This window comes from Lachnoanaerobaculum orale (genome assembly GCF_003862485.1).
Classification (GTDB): domain Bacteria; phylum Bacillota; class Clostridia; order Lachnospirales; family Lachnospiraceae; genus Lachnoanaerobaculum; species Lachnoanaerobaculum orale.
In genome coordinates this window covers 220340-240765 of the sequence record NZ_RRCM01000001.1, presented here as the reverse complement: position 1 = coordinate 240765, position 20426 = coordinate 220340, and the positions used below count along the sequence as shown (strand labels likewise).

General features: G+C 33.5%; 19 protein-coding genes and 1 pseudogene. 6 read left to right on the top strand and 14 right to left on the bottom strand.

All coding sequences use genetic code 11. The features are described 5' to 3' along the window. Positions 1–18: 18 nt before the first annotated feature. From EHW90_RS01235 to tpiA, 10 genes are all read right to left on the bottom strand, one after another. Positions 19–579: an SIS domain-containing protein gene (locus EHW90_RS01235; protein ID WP_124950602.1), complete on the bottom strand. Its 561-nt coding sequence runs from the start codon at positions 577–579 to the stop codon at positions 19–21. Between the two features lie 3 nt (positions 580–582). Further along, entirely contained in the window at positions 583–1473 is an 891-nt protein-coding gene (locus EHW90_RS01230) for a sugar phosphate isomerase/epimerase family protein (protein ID WP_124950600.1), read from the bottom strand. Continuing rightward, positions 1470–2444: an ABC transporter permease gene (locus tag EHW90_RS01225; RefSeq protein WP_124950598.1), complete on the bottom strand. Its 975-nt coding sequence runs from the start codon at positions 2442–2444 to the stop codon at positions 1470–1472. The genes EHW90_RS01230 and EHW90_RS01225 overlap by 4 nt, the downstream gene beginning before the upstream one ends. Next, entirely contained in the window at positions 2434–3942 is a 1509-nt protein-coding gene (locus tag EHW90_RS01220) for a sugar ABC transporter ATP-binding protein (protein WP_124950596.1), read from the bottom strand. The genes EHW90_RS01225 and EHW90_RS01220 overlap by 11 nt, the downstream gene beginning before the upstream one ends. 87 nt (positions 3943–4029) lie before the next feature. Next, on the bottom strand, positions 4030–5040 hold the full coding sequence (locus EHW90_RS01215; protein ID WP_124950594.1) for a substrate-binding domain-containing protein: 1011 nt from the start codon (positions 5038–5040) through the stop codon (positions 4030–4032). A gap of 111 nt (positions 5041–5151) precedes the next feature. Further along, the gene (locus EHW90_RS01210) at positions 5152–6567 is read right to left on the bottom strand and encodes a sugar ABC transporter ATP-binding protein (protein ID WP_124950592.1); all 1416 of its coding nucleotides are present in this window, start codon (positions 6565–6567) and stop codon (positions 5152–5154) included. Further along, a complete protein-coding gene (locus EHW90_RS01205; RefSeq protein ID WP_124950590.1) occupies positions 6564–7532 on the bottom strand; it encodes a sensor histidine kinase in 969 nt (322 codons plus the stop codon). The genes EHW90_RS01210 and EHW90_RS01205 overlap by 4 nt, the downstream gene beginning before the upstream one ends. 10 nt (positions 7533–7542) lie before the next feature. Beyond that, on the bottom strand, positions 7543–9129 hold the full coding sequence (locus EHW90_RS01200) for a response regulator transcription factor (protein ID WP_124950588.1): 1587 nt from the start codon (positions 9127–9129) through the stop codon (positions 7543–7545). 156 nt (positions 9130–9285) lie between these two features. Next, complete coding sequence (locus EHW90_RS01195) at positions 9286–10050, bottom strand: DeoR/GlpR family DNA-binding transcription regulator (RefSeq protein ID WP_124950586.1); 765 nt, start codon at positions 10048–10050, stop codon at positions 9286–9288. Between the two features lie 3 nt (positions 10051–10053). After that, on the bottom strand, positions 10054–10857 hold the full coding sequence (tpiA, locus tag EHW90_RS01190; protein WP_124950584.1) for a triose-phosphate isomerase: 804 nt from the start codon (positions 10855–10857) through the stop codon (positions 10054–10056). 303 nt (positions 10858–11160) lie between these two features. Between tpiA and pdxA the strand changes: the two genes are divergently transcribed. From pdxA to EHW90_RS01165, 6 genes and pseudogenes are all read left to right on the top strand, one after another. Beyond that, positions 11161–12183 (top strand): 4-hydroxythreonine-4-phosphate dehydrogenase PdxA, encoded by a 1023-nt coding sequence (gene pdxA, locus EHW90_RS01185; protein WP_124950582.1) that lies wholly within the window; start codon positions 11161–11163, stop codon positions 12181–12183. 5 nt (positions 12184–12188) lie between these two features. After that, positions 12189–12823: pseudogene (locus EHW90_RS13390) on the top strand (four-carbon acid sugar kinase family protein); the annotation flags it as partial. 105 nt (positions 12824–12928) lie between these two features. After that, a complete protein-coding gene (locus EHW90_RS13385) occupies positions 12929–13537 on the top strand; it encodes a nucleotide-binding domain containing protein (protein ID WP_243113969.1) in 609 nt (202 codons plus the stop codon). A 24-nt stretch (positions 13538–13561) separates the two neighbouring features. Continuing rightward, positions 13562–14590 carry a 2-keto-3-deoxygluconate permease gene (locus EHW90_RS01175; protein WP_124950580.1) on the top strand — a complete coding sequence of 343 codons (1029 nt, stop codon included), beginning with the start codon at positions 13562–13564 and terminating at the stop codon, positions 14588–14590. Between the two features lie 3 nt (positions 14591–14593). Beyond that, complete coding sequence (locus tag EHW90_RS01170) at positions 14594–15130, top strand: YcxB family protein (RefSeq protein ID WP_124950578.1); 537 nt, start codon at positions 14594–14596, stop codon at positions 15128–15130. A 62-nt stretch (positions 15131–15192) separates the two neighbouring features. After that, positions 15193–15633, top strand: a complete 441-nt coding sequence (locus EHW90_RS01165) for an RpiB/LacA/LacB family sugar-phosphate isomerase (RefSeq protein WP_124950576.1) — start codon at positions 15193–15195, stop codon at positions 15631–15633. A gap of 116 nt (positions 15634–15749) precedes the next feature. Here the strand turns inward: EHW90_RS01165 and EHW90_RS01160 are convergent, their stop codons facing one another. Genes EHW90_RS01160 through EHW90_RS01145 form a run of 4 tightly spaced genes read right to left on the bottom strand, consistent with a single transcriptional unit; the run spans position 15750 to position 20402 of the window. Further along, entirely contained in the window at positions 15750–16931 is a 1182-nt protein-coding gene (locus tag EHW90_RS01160; protein ID WP_124950574.1) for an electron transfer flavoprotein subunit alpha, read from the bottom strand. Positions 16932–16941: 10 nt separating this feature from the next. Continuing rightward, positions 16942–17730, bottom strand: a complete 789-nt coding sequence (gene etfB, locus EHW90_RS01155; RefSeq protein ID WP_009663490.1) for an electron transfer flavoprotein subunit beta — start codon at positions 17728–17730, stop codon at positions 16942–16944. A gap of 12 nt (positions 17731–17742) precedes the next feature. Further along, complete coding sequence (locus EHW90_RS01150; RefSeq protein ID WP_009663489.1) at positions 17743–18891, bottom strand: acyl-CoA dehydrogenase family protein; 1149 nt, start codon at positions 18889–18891, stop codon at positions 17743–17745. Then, positions 18855–20402 (bottom strand): class I adenylate-forming enzyme family protein, encoded by a 1548-nt coding sequence (locus tag EHW90_RS01145; protein ID WP_124950572.1) that lies wholly within the window; start codon positions 20400–20402, stop codon positions 18855–18857. The genes EHW90_RS01150 and EHW90_RS01145 overlap by 37 nt, the downstream gene beginning before the upstream one ends. Positions 20403–20426 lie beyond the last annotated feature (24 nt).

Below are 20426 nucleotides of genomic sequence, written 5' to 3'. Positions count from 1 at the left end.
AATTTTTTTTGGCATATATTACTCCACATTCCTATGTCTCTTTGACATATCCTCAAATGTTAAATCACAACTGTCTACTATCATCATTACTACCATATCCAGTACAATAAATAAAGTTTGTTCAAACAAGTTTCCCATTGGCTGAATTGATTCTACAACTTTATCTTTACCTCTATAAACGCTTGCAGGAAGAAATAATACATCATCTGCCAGCTCTTTTACAGCACCCCCTGATTTGGATCCGGTAATCATATATATGTATCCACCATTTTCTTTTGCCTTTTGGCAAATATATCTTATATGTCCTATCTCACCATCCCCTAATGTAGCAATGAGCAAATCACCCTTATTTATAGAAGGTGTGGTATCATCCCATATCCAATGTATCTCTTTTCCCATATGCATGAGTCTCATAGCAAAAGCTCTGGTTGCCATTCCCTCTCTGCCCACACCAATTAAAAATATTCTGTCATACTTTTTCACTGTATCTATAAATCTATATAAGTCTTTTTCATCCAAGCTTTCATATACTCTTCGGTGCTCTTGTAAAATATCCTCATATAACTTTTTATATTCCATAGTTTATACTCCAAGATTCTTATGTAAGAAGTCCATTGTTTTTTTCATATTTTCAAAAACAATTTCATCCTTTTCTTCATAAGCTGTAACAACTTCCAAATATTGATAAATGTCATCCAAACCGGCCTTTTTGGTGGCCTCCAGGATTTTCTCCGGCGTTATTATTCCATTTGGATTTGTAAAGTCCCAATGCCTATCATATAGCCCATCTGTTTGTTGTAAGTGTATTCCACCGATATATTTTTTACATCTTTCAAACCATATATCAATATCTGCTTCTTCTTTTAACAATGGCCTAAATAATGCATGTCCCCAATCAATCAATAACTTATATGGTATACTGCTTCCCGATAAATCTTCCATAAGTTTCAATGATGCTCCGGGTGAGTGTGGAAACTCTGTTTCCAACGGAGTTGCTTCTATTTGTATCTCTTTTATTCCACTTTTGGAAGCATATTCTGCCAATATAAACAAATACTCCAACATTTCCTTATATGCTTCCTCTCTTAATTTACTGCCATATGAAACTTTATTTGACATACCGCCTGCAGGACTTCCAATAATATCCGTGCCGAGTTCAAGTGAAACATCTACAGCTCTTTTAAAGTATTCCAACGCCAAATTTCTCTGTTCTTTTATCGGGCCCAGGAAATGTGGAAATGTGTATGCGGCATTTCCCGCAAAATTACTGTCTATCACCAATCCGAAGCTCTTGAAAGCATCTCTATACTGACTTGCAATACTGTTTCTTTCTTTTTCACTCCACCATGGGTCTATAAAGTCCCATGAGAATTGTATATGTTCTATCTTAAAGTCTTCTTTACATATTTTTGCTAATATTTCAGGTTCCATCCACCTTTTTACAGCAAACGATAAGTTTAAACCCAGCTTCATGATCTTGCCCTTCTCTCTCTGATTATTTCCATTATAGAACTGAAAGAAATTGCAAGTACAACTACAATTCCACTTACCGCTTGCTGCCAGTATGCATTTACTCCAAATAATACTATCATATTGGATATTATGCTTATAATAGCTGCACCTATTAATGCACCGGCCGGATTTCCGATACCTCCGTTTAATGAAACTCCACCTATAACTGATGCTGCAATTGAGTTCATTGGCCAGCTTTCACCTAATGTTGACTGTGCAGAACCAAGTCTACAAACGTATAATAATCCTGCCAATGATGATATCAAACCAACAACAACGTAAATGAATACCCTTATTTGATCTACCTTTATACCCAAAATAGTTGCCGCTTCTCTCGAGTTACCTATAGCGTATATATATCTACCTGTTTTTGTTTTCTTTACTAAAAATAACACAAGTATCAATACTATTATACAAAAGATAAATGGCATAGGCACAATACCAAGGCTTCCTTTGCCTAAAAACTGAATTTGCTCCGGTATTCCTGTTATTGCCTTTCCCTTTGTTAATACCAAGTTTATTCCACCATATACTCCTTGCATACCTATTGTTGCAACCATTGAATTTAATCTCAGTTTAGTTATAATAAGTCCGTTTAGCAGTCCAAAAAATATTCCAAATATTAAACCACATATAAGAGCTAACCAAGGATTTATTTTTGCATAAATCATAAGCATTCCTGATAATATTCCACATAAGGTTGCTATCTTTCCAACTGATAAATCAAGTTCACCTACTAAAAGTAATAAAGATTGTGCAATACCTATCATTCCTATTATAGCCAGATCCCTTAGTAAAGACTGAATATTATATACATCCAGAAAATATGGAGATCCTATGCATGCAATAACAAACATTATAATTAAAACCATTCCGATGGCAGTCATATTGCTACGCTTAAATATATTTAAAATGCTATTTTTATTTTTCATCACTTGTCACCTGTTTAACCTTATTTAATCCTATTATCGCTCCAAGTAGAGTTCTATCATCGGTGGATGCATCATATTCTCCTGCGTTGTGTCCATCATAAAGAGCTATGATTCTATTGGAACACTTCATTATTTCTTCCATTTCCGAAGATATCATTATTATTCCTATTTGTTCTTCTTCTGCTAACCTTTTCATCAATTTATATATTTCAATTTTAGTTCCGACATCTATTCCTTTTGTCGGCTCATCAAATACCAAAACTTTAGGTTTTGCATTCATAGATCTTCCAATAATTACTTTTTGCTGATTTCCTCCACTTAAGAATTGTATTTGCTTATCTGCATCCGGAGTTTTTATATCATATAATTTAATTATATCATCTGCCAAGCCTTGCTCTTTTGTTCTTGAAAGGCCAATGCCCGACCTTAAACTGTCTAAAGCAGTAATCGATATATTTTCTCTAATTGATAGCATTGGAAGAATTCCATCTTTTTTTCTTTCTTCCGGTAAATAAATATATCCTTTAGACACACTCCAATTAGTATCACCCTTTTTCCAAGGTTCACCTTCAAATATTATTTCTCCGGAATATATAGGTAGTATTCCCAGAATAGCTTGCATTAACTCGCTCCTTCCGGCTCCCACCAAACCTGTAAATCCGAGTATCTCTCCTCTTCTCAAACTAAAACTGACATCATGAAATCTTTCACCACTCAGATTTTTTACTTCCATAATGTTTTCATTACTAACCTTTTCTGAATAAAACTTTTGATCAAGTACTTTTTCTCTACCTGTCATCTGCTTTACTATCCAGCTGTCATCGACCTCACTTATCTTTGCATATGATATTCTCTTACCATTTCTAAATACTGTAATTACGTCACATAACTCAAATATTTCTTCAAGTTTATGAGAAATAAAAACAACAGCTTTATTCTCACTCGCTATCCTTTTTACAATATCAAATAATATCCTGGTATCCTTGACAGTAAGGCTGGTGGTAGGTTCGTCCAACATAAGAACCTCATAATCTACATTAGATACAGCTCTTGCAATTTGAAGTAATTGCTGTGATGATACTGAAATATCTCTCACCAAATCACTTGGACTTACGGGTATGTTAAACTTCTCTAAAATAGGTGACGCTTTTTTACCCAATTCTCTTTGATTTATCGCACCCTTAATATCAAACTTTTCAAAGGGCATAAACAAGTTTTCTGCAACAGTCATATGTTTAAATAAATCTATCTCTTGTGGTACATACGCAACCTTTTTAAATAACTCCTTATTTTTTATTGCATTTTTTCCTTCTACTAAAACTTCTCCTTCTTCAGGTGTATATACTCCTGTAAGGCATTTTATCAATGTACTCTTTCCTGCTCCGTTTTCTCCTATTACTGCATGTATTTCTCCAGGTTCAAATGAAATATCTACTGAGTCCAGAGCTAAAACCCCCGGAAATTTTTTACTTATATTTTTTGCTTCTAATACTGACACATTGACCTCTTTTTATTATTTTTTGTATTAAAAAAGACCCATGAGCCAATTAATTAGCCATAGGTCTCATATCTTCTACATTTTATTCTATTTTCCTGATACTATTTGTTTCCATTCATCTATATTTGAGGCATCAATATAGCCAATTCCGGTATCAATCTTCTTTGGAATTTCCATACCGTTTGCCTTTTGCCACATCATAAGAACTGCGTATTCTCCCTGCATCTGTGGCATTGTTGATGATGTAGCTTGAATAGTATTTGGTACATAATCTAATATCTCAATAAGATTATCCATAGCTACGAACTTAACTGTACCTGACTTACCTGCTTCCTCTATAGCTGCTGCTATACCGGAACCACCAGCATCACAGTTTAAGAATCCTGCCAAATCAGGATTTGCGGCCAAAACTGCTGCTGCTTGAGTCTTTGCAGTTTCTATACTGTCATTATCAATTCCACCATCAATAACTTCAATATTAGGATACTTTTTCAATGCTTCTAAATGTGCTTTATATCTCTCTGCATGATTTGGAGCCGATGGTGCACCTTGCATAACTGCAACTTTTCCCTTTTCACCGATCAACTCTGCTAGTTTATCTGCAGCAATTGTAGCTTGCTCCGCAAAATCATTTCCAACGCTTGTCAAATTACTTCCTTCCGGAGTTGGTGCATCAAAAAGTATTACCGGAATACCTCTAGCCTCTATCTCCTCGATAACTGCCTTACTACCCTCATAATCTACAGGATCAAGACAAATTCCATCAGGATGAGTTGCAGCTGCCTGCTCAAGTGTTGAGTTCTGCTCAGTCACATCTGCATTCTCAGGTGCACGATAATCAATTGTTATTTTTCTTCCGGTCTGTGCTGAGAGCATATCTGCTTGTTTCTTAGCACCTATATTTACCTGATCAAACCATGCATGTACAGTCTTTGGAACTATAACAAATGTCATGTCTTTGCCCTCACCTGAAGGAGTTTGCGCAGCTTCGGTATTAGCTCCTGTATTCTCTACTTTACCTCCTGTATTTGAGCATCCCACAAGAAATGTAAATGCCAAGCAACATCCAACAATTGCTCCTAAAATTCTCCTCTTCATTACTACCTCCCTACGTACTGTTTTATTTATATACAATATACTTATAATATTGCTCCAAAACAATGTGAATAAACCAAGAATTTGTATGAGTAATTTAAGATAATTTATCTTTTATATAGATATGATTTCATCTGAAATGTCTTCCATATACTCAAGCCTTGATTTTATTACTATTACTGTCGTCCCAGCTTTAGCAAATTTCTTCAAATAATTTTTAATCAACGACAATCCATAGTTATCACAATATATAAACGGCTCGAATATAATAAAAACTTTTGGTCTAAAAATAAGCCATCTTTCCAATGAAACACATATCTTTTGGTTTATATCTAATTCACTAACCAAATCCTCCTTATTTATGTCCTTGGATTTCAGTTCTTCAAATATAACTCTTTTTAATTCATATTGATTTATTAAATAATTAATATTAGATATTTTATTCAAGGAAGGTAATATAAGATTATCTTCTATACTCATATTTTCAGCTAAAAAATATCTCTCTCCTATCCCGTCAACAGAAATTATTTTCTTCACAATTAAATCTTGGACATGTATAACTTCTTGATAGTATCTTTCGATAAAATATTTTTTATCTTTATTGTCAACTCCGGATATAGCCTCAAAAAATCTATATCTATTATTATGATCTTCTATTATAAAGCTGTATATCTTCCCCTTTGCAAAACTATATGTTTCAATATTTTTGCCAAAGAAATTTCCACTCACCGAATACACTTCATCATTACCATTATGTAATTTATTATATGTATACCCACTACTTAGACTACTTATTTTTTCATTCATAGTACTTCCAACTATAAAATTATATAATTTATCTATACCGTCAATACTATCTTTTCTACATATTTTTACTATGCACCCTTTTTTAAAACAAACAAATATATCAGAACATTTATATGACGCTATTTGTGAATATGTATTCAATATTATTGTCATATCCTCTTTCAGTTTTGATTTAAGCCATTTTGAGAATAGTTCTATATATTCATATTTCATATTTGTAAACTCATCCTCAATTATTATAATCTTCTTATTCAATATAATTGCTCTTATAAATTCTATCTGATACCTTGTCAGGACACCCAACTCTCCTACTTTTTTACTACCTGAAATATCTAACCCAAAATCTTCTAAAACTACCTCTATTCTCTTTATCATATTTCTTAAGTTATTTTTACTTAAGAACCATTTCCCCTCTCTCAAATATATATATTCAGCCACAGTCCAATCATTTATTATCTTGTTTTGTAATGAGAATATATATATATACTCTTTAATCTTTTTTGCACTATTCAATAATTTATTATCAACGAAAAACATTCCTTCATATTTCTTATCGTCAATATTACCCTTAATAATCTTCAGAAAAATATCTCTGCCCGAATAATCTAAACCTGCAAGAGAATATATCATTCCACCAAAAAAAGATATTGAAGCATTGTATAGTTTCCCCATACTTTCTTTTTTCAAACTCAAATTTTTTACCTGAAACAAGATTTTCATCATAACTCATCCTCATAAGCTTTCAGCTGTATCGGTAGCAATATTTCAACATCTGTTCCTTGTCCAAAACTGCTATACACCGTTAACCCATAATCTTCTCCATAGAGTAAATTAATTCTTTTATGTATATTTGGTAGAGCTATTCCTGTATTATTTGAATTCGGATTATCTATTAGCTTTCTATAGTCCCCTTCAAATATTCTTCTATTTACTTCCTTTAATTCCTCTACTTTCATCCCCCTTCCATTGTCCATTATCATTATCATCAAATATTTTTCAATTAAGTTCACTTCTATCCTTACAATACCGCCGTTCCGTACCCCTTCAAGACCATGATAAATTGCATTTTCTACTATAGGTTGCAAAATAAGCCTTGGAACATAACAATCATATACATTTACGTCCTCTTCCCCCACTTCTATCTCCAAGTGAAATCTTCCCCTAAATCTATACTCCTGTATCTTCATATAGTTTTTAACATTTTCCAATTCATCTCTTAACCTGGACATATTTCCATTTTTACTTATACTATATCTAAAAAAAGACCCTAATGTAGCTATCATATCTGCAACATTATCATCATCATTACATAATGCTTCTCCTCTTATTGAATCTAGAGTATTATATAGAAAATGAGGGTTTATTTGGCTTTGTAAAGCTGTCAATTCAGTTTGTTTATTAAAAATTTCAACGATATTTTTTTTGATTTTTTCATTTGTATATTTTTCTATATAATTTATCAGTTCATTACAAAACTCATTTTCCTTCAAATTATCCTCAAATACATCATTCATTGTATTTAACAGTCTTGAATATTCCAAAAAGGTTTTTAATAAATATAAAAAAGCAGCAATCAGTATAAGTTCTTTAGTTATTTTAAAAAACATATTTGTACTATAGATGATTTCAGCAACACTAAGAATTATAGCAGTACCCACCATACATATAATTTTAATAAAAAATCTCATATGGCTCCCTCTAAGAATGTATCTTTCTATACAAAGCCGGCTTTATTCCAACCGTCTTTTCAAATAGTTGACTAAAGTATCTGGTATCTTTATAACCTACCTCACTTCCTATTGCTGCAATAGTATAATTTGTTTCTATTAATAGACTTTTTGCAGCATCTATTCTTACTTTTATCAGATATGAAGAGAAGTTTAACCCTATTTCCTTTTTAAATAAACTACCAAGATATATCGGGTTTAGATCTACTATTTCAGCCATATCTTCAATAGTGATTTTTTCCCTGTAATTGTCTTTAATATATGAAATCATAGTCCTTATAGGTTTTAACACCTGACCTTCCGATTTGCTTTTTATATATTCCAAGCAATCTAATATGTATTTTAATATAACTTTTTTACAATCGCTTAAATTACAACACGAATTAAGCAGCGATAATATATCCCTATACTCTTCCTCTATTTTTTCATCACTATAATCTTTAAATAACCCATGAATTCGATTATATATTTGATAAACAATATCCTCATTTTGACCATCTGATATCTTTCTAAAGACATCAGATAATATATACTTTATTTTTTCTATATTGAATGATTCTATACTTCTTCTTAATTCATCATTATATTCATTCATTATATCTGCATATTTATCAGATAAATTTTCCTTATTGATATCCTCAAAATATATGACCCTATTAATTCCGATACGTAATCTTTTTTCTATTGTATAATGAGCTTCATTAATTGATATTTTTATATCATTTAGCTCGCTCTTTTCATTACCTACTCCTATGGTTGCCCTATATCTTTCAAATCCTATCAAATATTCATTTATTTTACTTAAAATAGTATTTAGTATACCCCTTATGGACTTTGCTTCTTCCATGCTATAGTTAAATAAAAAGAATATATTCAAAAATTCCTTATTGCATCCTATAACTTCTCCTACATTTGTCTCAAGAATTTTATTTGCTATATCAACCACCTTGGCCGCCGTTATACTGTCCTGTTTTTTATAAACTTGCTCTATGTTCTCATAGTCTAACTTAATATTTATGGCTCTAAACAGCTTTGAATCCTTATTCAAAAAAATACTTTTATCATAATCATTATTTTCTATTATATCTTTTAAAATACTTGATTTAATTATCTTTTTACTACTCTCAACTGTTTCTATAAGTCTTTTTTCTCTGGCTTCTTTGTTTTCAATTTCTCCAAGTATTTTTATAACATCATCCAGAGCTTCACTTAAGTCGTCTTTATTTATAGGTTTTAGTACATAATGATCTATACCGTATTTCATTGCTTCTCTGGCATACTCAAACTCACGATATCCGCTTATAATAATATATTGAATTTTATTCGAAATATCTCTTGTCTCCCTGATAAGATCCAATCCTGAAATTCCCGGCATCCTTATATCTGTTATAACTATATCAGGGGTATTATTCCTAATATAGTCTATTGCATCTTCTCCGTTATCCAATATATTAACACACTCCAAATGCTTAATATCCCAATCAACTAATTTATATATTAATTTTCCAATGAAGTATTCATCGTCTACGATTAATACTTTTCTTATATTCTCTGTCATACTTCAACCACCAAATAATTTACTGAAATATATACCTATAACACACTTTTTGCCATACTATATACTATAGGTATTTATAATTATAAAATCATAATAATTTGATTTTAAATAAAAAAGGTTGTAATACTACCACAACCTTTTACAGTATACTAAAATTTATACAATATCTAAATTCACAAGATATTTCTTTGCTAATTCTCTATTCTCACTCCCTAAGCCATTATCCGTAATAGTCTTTGTTATTCTGGAAAGAGGACATACAACCAATACATATCCCCCTCCAAACTTAGAACTATCTACCATTAAATAAACTTTATCCGAAATATCCAGCACAGCTTTTTTCACTTGCATCTGAGGTGATCCTACAGATGTAACACCTGCCTCAAAATTCACACCATGCGCACTTATAAATGCTTTGTCTGCTTTAAATTTTAAAATTGCTTCTATCGCTAAATCTCCTACAGCTGATGGAAGTTTTCCACCAATTTGCCCTATAATCGTATATAAAATAATATTTTGTGAATTAGATAAAATCGCAGCTACAGCCAATGAATTTGTAATAACCACAATATGCAAATAATCATCTTCTAAAATCCTTTTTGCCAGATAATATCCTATAGATGAATCATCAATAAAGATTGTGTCCTTATCTTTGATATATTCAAATGCTTTGTTTGCAATGCGAATCTTCTCATCTTTCCTTGTATATACATTTCCAGGTCTAATTGATAACAAAAGTCCTTCTTCTTTTTTTATAGCACCACCATGTTTTCGAATCAGCAATTCCTTTTCTTCCATTCTTTTTATGTCATTTCGAATAGTAACCTCAGAACACTGCAATATTTTACTTAACTCTCGTACACTTACAGTACCCTTACTGTTGAGCTCATTTAAAATATGTTCCTCTCTAACTGATATCACAAATTACCTACTTTCATCATTTATGCCCTTGGAATTTTCTAATTTACATATAGTATTAAATATTAGCTGTGCAAATTCTTTCGCATTCCATGCACTTCTTCCAACAAACAATCCATCAATATAAGGTTGTACAATCAAAGAGTTTGCATTCTGTGGATTTACACTACCTCCGTACAGAATAGGTACATCTTCTCCATAATTGCCAAAAATTTCTAACAAACATTCTCTAATTACCTTGTGCTTCGCATTTGCATATTCCTCAGAAGCCGGCTTACCGTTTACACCAATAGCCCAAACCGGTTCATATGCAATCCAAATTTTTCCTGCATCTTCTTTCTTTATCCCTTTTAATCCTCTTATTAACTGGCTACGCAAAACTTCATTGCTTACCCCATCCATTTTATCTTTATCTGTTTCACCGATACAAAGAAGAACTATAAATCCATTTTTTACTCCGCATATAACTTTTTTATTCTCTTCATCATCTGTCTCATGAAAAATATGCCTTCTTTCAGAGTGACCTATCATCACCAAATTTATGCCCAGCTCTTCCAGCATTTTGGGTGAAACCTCTCCGGTAAATTGTCCTTCTTCTTCCCATGCCATATTTTGTGCACCTAAAATTACTTGTTCCTGCGAAATAGATTCCGTAGCACCGGGTAAAGCAGTATATGACGGTATAACAAATAATTCATATCTTTTTCTATCTAACTCAGCTGTTTCATTTGCTAATGTTTTTAAGTAATCTACCGTTTGCTGTATATTTTTGTACATCTTTAAATTAGTCCCAAAATATATTTTCTTCATCAAAAGTACCTCCTTAACAATATACCTATTATAACATAATAAAATCGAAATTAAATCAAAAGTTTACTTCTCTAATTCAAGAACTAATCCCATTATTTTTATTTTTAACATATACTTCATAATAAAGCTATATTATTTAAAACTATCGCACTTATACAAAAAAAAGTTTAAAATTAGTCTATATTAACGTTTTTTGTTTTTTTACTTTTTTATATAGAAAAAATATTTTTTTATGTTATTATAATAATATATTTATAATAAATCGAAATATAACAAAAGTAATTCAAAAGAAAGGAAATTCAAATGAAAAATACTTTTAAACCAATTACAGCTATCACAATGGGAGATCCTGCCGGTATTGGTCCTGAGATATGCATTGGTACTATTTTAGAACATGAAACCTATGATGTATGTCGCCCATTCATTATCGGTAGCATTGCAATTCTGGAAAAGGCTGCTAAAGTACTTGGAAAGGACTTACAGTATCATAAAATCGATGATCCGTCAGAAGCAAACTATGAATATGGAATAATTGATGTACTTGAAACAGGTACTTATGATACTGACTCATTAGTTTGGGGAAAGGTTCAAGAATTGGCCGGAAGAATGTCTGTAGATTTTATAATGAAATCTATCGAACTTGGTATGAAAAATAAAGTAGATGCTATTTCAACAGCCCCTATTCATAAAAGAGCAATTAAGTTAGTCGGTATTACCCAACCCGGTCATACTGAGATGTACCAAGATTTTACTAATTCTCCATATGCCTTAACAATGTTTTCTTGTCATAAACTTAGAGTTTTCTTTGTAAGTCGTCATATGTCATTAATAGACGCTTGCAAATATGCAACAAAAGATAAAGTATTAGAAGATGTTGTAAATATAGATAAAGAACTTCGCAAAGTCGGAATCAAAAATCCTTTAATTGCTGTTGCTGCCTTAAACCCACACGGTGGCGACAACGGTCTTTTCGGTACTGAGGAAATAACAGATTTAATTCCTGCTGTAGAAGAAGCTAAAAAACTTGGAATTAACTGTACGGGACCTGTACCGGCCGATTCTGTATTTCACATTGGCAAATCCGGAAAATTCTCTGCGATTCTTTCTTTATATCATGACCAAGGCCATATTGCTTGTAAAACTCTGGATTTTGAAAAATCTGTCACATTAACTTTCGGCCTTCCTTTTATAAGAAGTTCTGTAGATCATGGAACAGCATTTGATATTGCCGGGAAGGGTATAGCAAACTGTATAAGCATGATTGAATCTACAAAGGTCGTTTCTGAGTATGCTACTATGATGCACACCTCTGATGAAAGGAGTTGATTAATATGCCACATATAGGTGTAATAGCAGATGATTTGACAGGTGCTACAACTACAGGAGTGCTCTTAGCCAGATCCGGTGCAAAAACTACTGTGTTTTTTAACGTAGAAGCAGCCAAAACAAACATTAACAGCTCATCGCTTGATGCTATATTGATTAGTAGTAATAGTCGTGCTCTTCCACCGGATGAAGCCTCTGAAAAAGTTAGTGAGGCAATAAAAACATTACAATCTATGAACGTTAGTTTCTTCTCAAAACGCATTGATACAACAATGCGCGGTGGAATTGGAGTTGAAATTGACGCCATGTTAGATTACATGGATGAAGGAACTGTTGCATTGGTTGTTCCGGCTATGCCACAGTCAAAAAGAATACTGGTTGGTGGGTACTCAATTATAGATAGCGTAGCTTTAGTGGATACTCCGGTTGCACAAGACGTTAGAACTCCGGTTTTGGAAAATTATATTCCAAAACTCTTAGATGGACAAAGTAGAAGAAAATAGGTTGTGTAACACTTGAAAGTATTCTTTCAGGTAAAATAGAAATTAAAAAGGCACTCAAAGCAGCTAGACATAATGGTGCAGATATCATTGTTGTTGATGCAGTCACATTAGACCATATTGAATTAATCGCGAAAGCATGTCTGGAACTAAAGTGGAATATACTGGCTGTAGATCCGGGTCCATTTACATCTAAATTAGCCTTCTGCCGAAAATTAATACATGAAGAAAAAGATAATATACCGATGGAAACTGCCAATGAAACAGGGAAGTTTGTTCTAATTGCAGCAGGAAGCGCCACTCCTGTTACCAAAAAACAAATGGAAGTATTATGCCAAGATAATCGTCATAAAAGAATCTCCATAAATCCTATTTCTCTCATTGATGGCGGTGACGTTGCATTAGAAGAGATAGATGTTACACTTAATCATGTACGCTCGGTTTTTGAGAGAGAAAATCCTCGCGTCATATTACTTGAGACAGCTTTGCACGGTGAACTCTTGAACCTTGATTTTGAAGATAAAAAACGTGGTTACGCATCCGGTATGAGTGCTAATCGTATCAACTCAGGTTTAGGTAATATAGTTGCCAGGATAATTGAGGATTTAGGTCGTGATAAGATTGCAGGGATTTATACAACCGGCGGAGATACAATGGTAAATGTTTGCTACCAACTGGAAGCTGAATGCATTGAAGTACTTGACTACGTTATTCCACAAACATATGTATGTAGGATACTTGGCAAGTACCAAGGTATGCCTATTATCGGTAAAGGCGGACTTACAGGAAATGAGTCAATAGTTTTAGATATAGTCGACAGACTCTTCAAAGAATCATCCAGAATAACCAAATAATCATATTATGAAAGGATTTCAAAAATGAGTGAGAATACTGCTTTGAATAAAGAAGAAAAGAAAGATTTAGATATTTTAAATAAAATGAAAAAAATACCCGGCGGTCTGGTTATAATACCTCTGGTTATAGCTGTAATTATTGCCACATTTTTTCCAAGCGCTTTCCAGATTGGTGGATACGTAACAGCACTGTTTTATAACGGTAATGCAGCTATGATGGGACTATTTTTAATTGTATGTGGTTCAGCAATAAATATTAAGCAAGTTGGAATGCCTCTATACAAAGGCATAACCTTGACCGGTATAAAATTTCTATTAGGCGTTGCATTTGGACTTTTTGTAGGGAAAATTTTTGGTGAAGCCGGCTTCCTTGGAATTACACCATTTGTATTTATTGCAGCCATTACAAACTCCAACGGTTCCCTATATATTTCATTATCATCACAGTTTGGAAACGCAACAGATACCGGTGCTATTTCAATACTATCGCTTAATGATGGGCCTTTTTTCACTTTAGTAGCACTAGGTGCAACAGGATTAGCCTCTATACCTTTTATGAGCTTAATTGCTACACTTGTTCCACTATTAATTGGTTTTATCTGGGGAAATGTTGATAAAGAGTTTAGAAAAGCTTGCTCTACAGCACAACCAATAATCACATTTTTTATGACAATTTCCATTGGATCAAAAACTAATATATCAACTATTGTTACTGCAGGTGCCTCAGGTATTATTTTAGGTCTAATTTCTGCTGCAACCGCTATAATATTCTTTTTTGTTTTCAATCTTCTTCTACCAAAAAAAGAGAGGAATGCAATGGGAGCAGCAATTGGTACAACAGCGCTAAACTCTGCTATGACACCTGCTGCAGTAGCTGAAGCTGACCCGACACTGGCTCCATATATGGAAAGTGCTACTGCTCAATGTGCAACCGCATCAATTATAACCTTGTTTATCTGTCCATTTATTGTTGCCTTCTTTGATAATTTCATGAGAAAACACAAGATTGGTATTTACTCTCCACAAGGTTGGAAAGGAGGATCAGCTATTTAGCATATGGCACCAGATAATAATACCAACATATTAGTGAATTCAAAGTTAAATGCAGAATATATTTATGACTTTACATTACATCAGACTTATTCCAAACTATCAGGTTTTCTGGTTAATATGTCTGGATTAAGTATATTAATTATAGCCGGATTGCATCTGAGAAATGGTACTTTCTCATTACAAATATCTTTGTTATTAGTTTCCATAGGAATATGTATTCTTATATATACGCCTATACATTTATTTGTAAGTGCAAAAAAATATGTAAGAAATAACGAATCCATTCTTAACATAAGATATAGTTTTGATAATAACGGTATCACTAAGGATTACATGGAGAATTCCAATAGTACAAATTCCGGCTCCACATATCTTTGGAAAGACTTATCTAAAGTTGTTTCTACTCCTAAAACTATTGCATTTTTTATTAATGATAACAATGCATATGTTATACCAAAACAAGATTTTAGAAACAATTTTCTAAAAATTATGAAATTAACATTTGATAATATGAACCATGATAAAATTTATATTAGGTAGTCCCATTGATGCAACCTAAAAACAAAATACATACAATATTTATATTAGAGAAGGGGTAAATAATGAAAATTGCTATCGGTTGTGATCCGAATGCACAAACTGCAAAGGAAGAAATAATAAAGTTTATTGAAAAAAGACGTATCGGAAAATTTAAAGACTTTGGAAGTACCGATCCAATATATGCTAACGTAGCCATAGAAGTAGCAGAAGCTGTAGCCTGTGGAGATTTTGACAGAGGCATATTAATTTGTGGTACCGGAATAGGTGTATCTATTGCCGCTAATAAGGTTAAAGGAGCATATGCAGCACTCATATCTGATATATATTCCGCTAAACGAGCCATATTAAGCAACGATGCAAATATTGCATGTTTAGGTGCGTTTACCATTGGGAGTAAGCTTAGGGAAGAGCTAATAGAAGCATTTCTAACAAATGAATTCGAACCGGGATGTCCATCCCAACCCAAAGTAAACGCATTTAGAAAATATGATTTAGAAAGATAAAACATAAAAGTAAGTCAAGAATCAAATTAAATAAATATCAAAATAATAATATTTAAGCATTAGAAAAGTCATAGAACCAGAGACGATTCTGTTTCTATGACTTTCTATATCCTTAATTATGCGTTTAATTCTTCTAATATATCAGGAATAATTTTATATAAATCTCCTGTCATTCCTATATCTGCAATATCAAAAATAGGAGCATTTTCATTAGTATTTATTGCTATAATAAGATCCGAGTTTTGCATACCGGCTACATGCTGTATAGCACCTGAAATTCCACATGCAAAATATATACTTGGCTTTACTGTAGTTCCTGTCTGACCAACCTGGTAAGCATGATCAATCCAACCTGCATCTACCGCAGCTCTTGAAGCAGCAACAGTACCACCGAAAGCTTTTGCCAGTCTTTCCAGTAACTTGAATCCTTCAGCATTTCCAAGGCCCATTCCACCCGAAACAATTACCTTCGCATCTGTAAGTGAAACTTTTTCCTGTACAGTTTTTATTACTTCCAATACCTTTGTTCTAATATCTTCGTCTTTTAACTTTGTCTGTACTCTTATAAGTTCACCCTTTGCACCATCTACTCTTTCAGCCTTTTCCATTACTCCCGGTCTTACTGTAGACATTTGCGGTCTATGATTAGGGCAAACTATAGTTGCCATCAAGTTACCGCCGAATGCCGGTCTTGTCTGCATAATTCCTTTAGTTTCTTCATTTATTTCAAGCTTTGTGCAGTCTGCTGTAAGACCTGTATTACAGTTTACAGCCAAGCATGGACCTAAGTCTCTACCGATATGAGTCGCGCCGAGTAAAACTATTTCCGGCTTATATTGTTCTATAGCATCACCTATTGCTATTGAATATCCGTCTGTAGTATATTGGTTCAGTCTTTCATCCTCAATATAATATACTTTTTGAGCACCATGTGCAAAGAGCTCATCAACAATATTTGTAAGATTCGATCCGCAAACAACAGCACATAGCTGACAACCTCTTGCATCTGCCAGCTTTTTTCCTTCTCCCAAAAGTTCTAAAGCTACATCCTGTAATTGTCCCTGTCTTTGTTCAGCAAATACCCAAATGTCATGATATAATGATAAATCATGCTCTTCTTTTTCAACTTCATCTTTTACTATAGCATCAAACGGGCATACTTCTATACATGTTCCACAGCTTGTACATGCGATTCCGATAACTGCCTTTTTATTTTCCATAGTAATAGCATCAAATGGACAAGATTTAACGCATTTAGTACATCCTCGACAATCTTTTTCGATAACTACAACTGACATATTCTCCCCCTTAAATCAAATGTTTTTCCTTAAGTTTAACAACGAGCTGCTTTGCCATATCTTTATTACTTCCTTGAAGCATTTCACCTTTTCCCTTAACAGGGGGTGTAAAAGATCTAAATACCTGTGTTGGAGAAGCATTCAGTCCACAATCCTTAGGATCAAGTTTTACATCTTCATGATTATATATTTTAATATCTTTTTTGTAAGCATCAACAATCGCACCGACACTCATATATCTTGGCTCATTTAATTCTTTTACGCAAGTAAGGAAGCAAGGTAATTTCACTTCTATAACTTCATAACCGTCTTCCAATTGTCTTTGTACTTTTATTTTATCTCCTGTGTATTCTACAATTTTCTGTACATATGTAACTACAGGAATTCCAAGTCTCATAGCAACCTGTGGTCCAACTTGAGCAGTATCTCCGTCAATAGCCTGTCTACCTCCAAATATAATATCCACATCACCAAGCATCTTAATACCTGCTGCAATTGTTGTAGATGTAGCACAGGTATCGGCACCACCAAATGCCCTGTCACTCAAAAGAACTGCTTCATCTGCACCCATAGCAAGACATTCTCTCAGCATATATGTTGCTTGTGGGGGTCCCATGCTTATAACTGATATTGTAGTATCTTTATATTCATCTTTTAGTTGAAGTGCGGCTTCCAAAGCATTTGCATCATCCGGATTTAATATTGAAGGCACTCCTTCTCTTATCAATGTTCCCTTAACAGGATCAATTCTTACTTCATTTGTATCAGGAACCTGTTTAGCACATACACATATTTTCATTTGTATCCTCCATTATTTCCTTAGTAGTTTTGAGCTGATAACAATCTGTTGAACCTGACTTGTTCCTTCATATATAGTAAATACTCTACAATCACGATACATTCTTTCAACCTTATAATCTTTGATATATCCGTATCCACCATGTATCTGTACAGCCTTTGCAGCTATTTCATTACAAATTTCTGTTGCATAGAGTTTTGCCATACTGGCAGCCATACCCGAATCCTGCTTTGTATCCATCATATATGCAGCTCTATATGTCAATTGCTTTGCCGCTTCAAGTTTTGTTGCCATATCCGCTATTGTAAATCCTATAGCCTGGAATGCGCCTATGTTCTTTCCGAACTGTTTTCTTTCTTTTGCGTATTTACACGCCTCTTCCAAACATGCTTCAGCAACACCGATTGCCTGTGATGCAACACCAAGTCTACCTGTATCAAGTGTAGCCATAGCAAGATTAAATCCTTTACCCTCCTCTCCAAGCATGTCTGATTTATGCACTCTGACATTTTCCATAACAATATCAGATGTTGCACATCCGATAAGTCCCATCTTATCTTCGTGCTTTCCGCAACTGACACCTTCCTGTTTCATATCAATTACAAATGCACTTACACCTCTTGTTCCCTTTGTCATATCTGTTTTTGCAAAAACAACTGCATAATCGGATAAAGGAGCCATTGTTATAAAGCATTTTCTTCCATTTAATATATAATAATCTCCATCTTTTACCGCTGTTGTAGTCATACCTGCAGCATCAGATCCTGCACCCGGCTCAGTTAAAGCAAACGCAAGTTTCTTTTCACCTTTAACAACCGGAGTTAGATACTTTTTCTTTTGCTCATCATTTCCGGCTATCAACAACGGACCACCTGAGAGCGAATTAGGGCTTGATACATATATACTGGCAACACCTGATGCCTTTGCTATTTCCGACATTACAAGGACATAGCTTCTTGCATCCGCTCCTTGTCCACCAAGTTCTTTTGGAATCTTTATTCCAAAGAATCCGGCCTTAGCCATCTTCTGCAATACTTCCTCCGGAAATACCCCTGTCTCTTCCACTTCATCGAGTAATTCCTTCGTAAGTTCTTTCTCAGCAAAATCTTTTGCAAGCTTTCTAATCAATTCATGTTGTTCTGTAAAATAGCATTCTGACATTGATTTTCTCCTTTGTCTAATATTCTATTAATCTTATTTTTTAATGCGGCAATATCTATCTTTCCATTTGAGGTAGAAGGGAAACTGTCAAATCTAAAAATTTTTTTTGGTAATTTATATTCCGATAAATATTGTTTCAAATACTCAATAATATATTCATCTGAAATCTCCCTGTCTGTAACAATACAAAGAGCTACTTCTTCCTGTACTATTTTTTCAGGAATACCACATACCTTTGCATGTTTTATGCCGTCTATCTTGTATACAACTTCTTCTATTTCCATTGGTGATATTTTTTCACCAAGTTTTATAATAACATCCTTTTTTCTGGCCTTTATGTATAGATTGCCCTCACTGTCTAAATATCCCAAGTCTCCGGTCCTTAGCCATCCGTCATTCGTAAATATCTTTTCGTTTTCAATAGGATTATTATAATATCCCTGCATAACATTGATACCTTTGACCAATACCTCACCACAGAGTATATTCTCTCCCTCTTTAAGAACGAAATCACTGTCAATTTTTACGCTTACACCCTCTATCGCTTTTCCACAATGAATAGGCATATTTTCTATATCAGTATCCCAATCAGATACTGTTACACATGGTGATGTCTCGGACTGACCGTATGAAGTTAACAGTTTCATCTTCGGAAACATGGCAAGAATTTTTCTGTAATCATTCAATAGTATAGGTGATCCGGCAATAATCCCGCTCTTCAAACCGAAAAATCTTCTGTCTCCGTATTTTTCATAGAAAATTAGAAACATACTTGGAACACCACTGAGAATATTACACTTTTTAGTTGTTATTGCTTCAAATACCTTTTTATTTCTAAAATCACCAATTATATATACACAGGCCTTACTTACTATTCCTGAGATTAATCCTGCTGTAAGCCCAAAGCAGTGAAACATAGGTACACATATACACATCTTATCTTCACTGTTCCAATGCAATGCCTTAACAATAGAACTTGAGTTGCTCAATATATTCTCATGACTTAGCATAACCGCCTTTGGCATGGAAGTAGAGCCTGATGTGAAAATTATACATGCAGTATCTTTTGCATTAATATCTGCATTACAAGCTTTAATATCACATGAAAATACTATATTATCTTTAACTTCACTGAAACAAATATACTTAACCTTATCACTACATAATTTATTCATAGTAGTGATATTATCATCATATATAATACATTCAATATCACAGTGTTCTACAATTTTTTTAAGTTCACACGTTTTCCATTGAGTATTTAATAAAACAGGTATACCGCCAAACTTTAAAATCCCCAGAAAAATCTCAGCCCATCTTATACTGTTTTTGCCGGATAATCCAATGTGACAGCCTTTTTCATATCCCATTTTCAGAAAAATTTGTGCAATGCTATCTGAACTTTTATCCAATTCTTTCCAGGATAAACTCTTATTCTCATCCTCGAGTGCTACATTATCAGCATATTTAATCGCATTATTTTTTAATACTTCAATAATATTTACAAACATTTTCCTACCTTTGAAATCAATGAG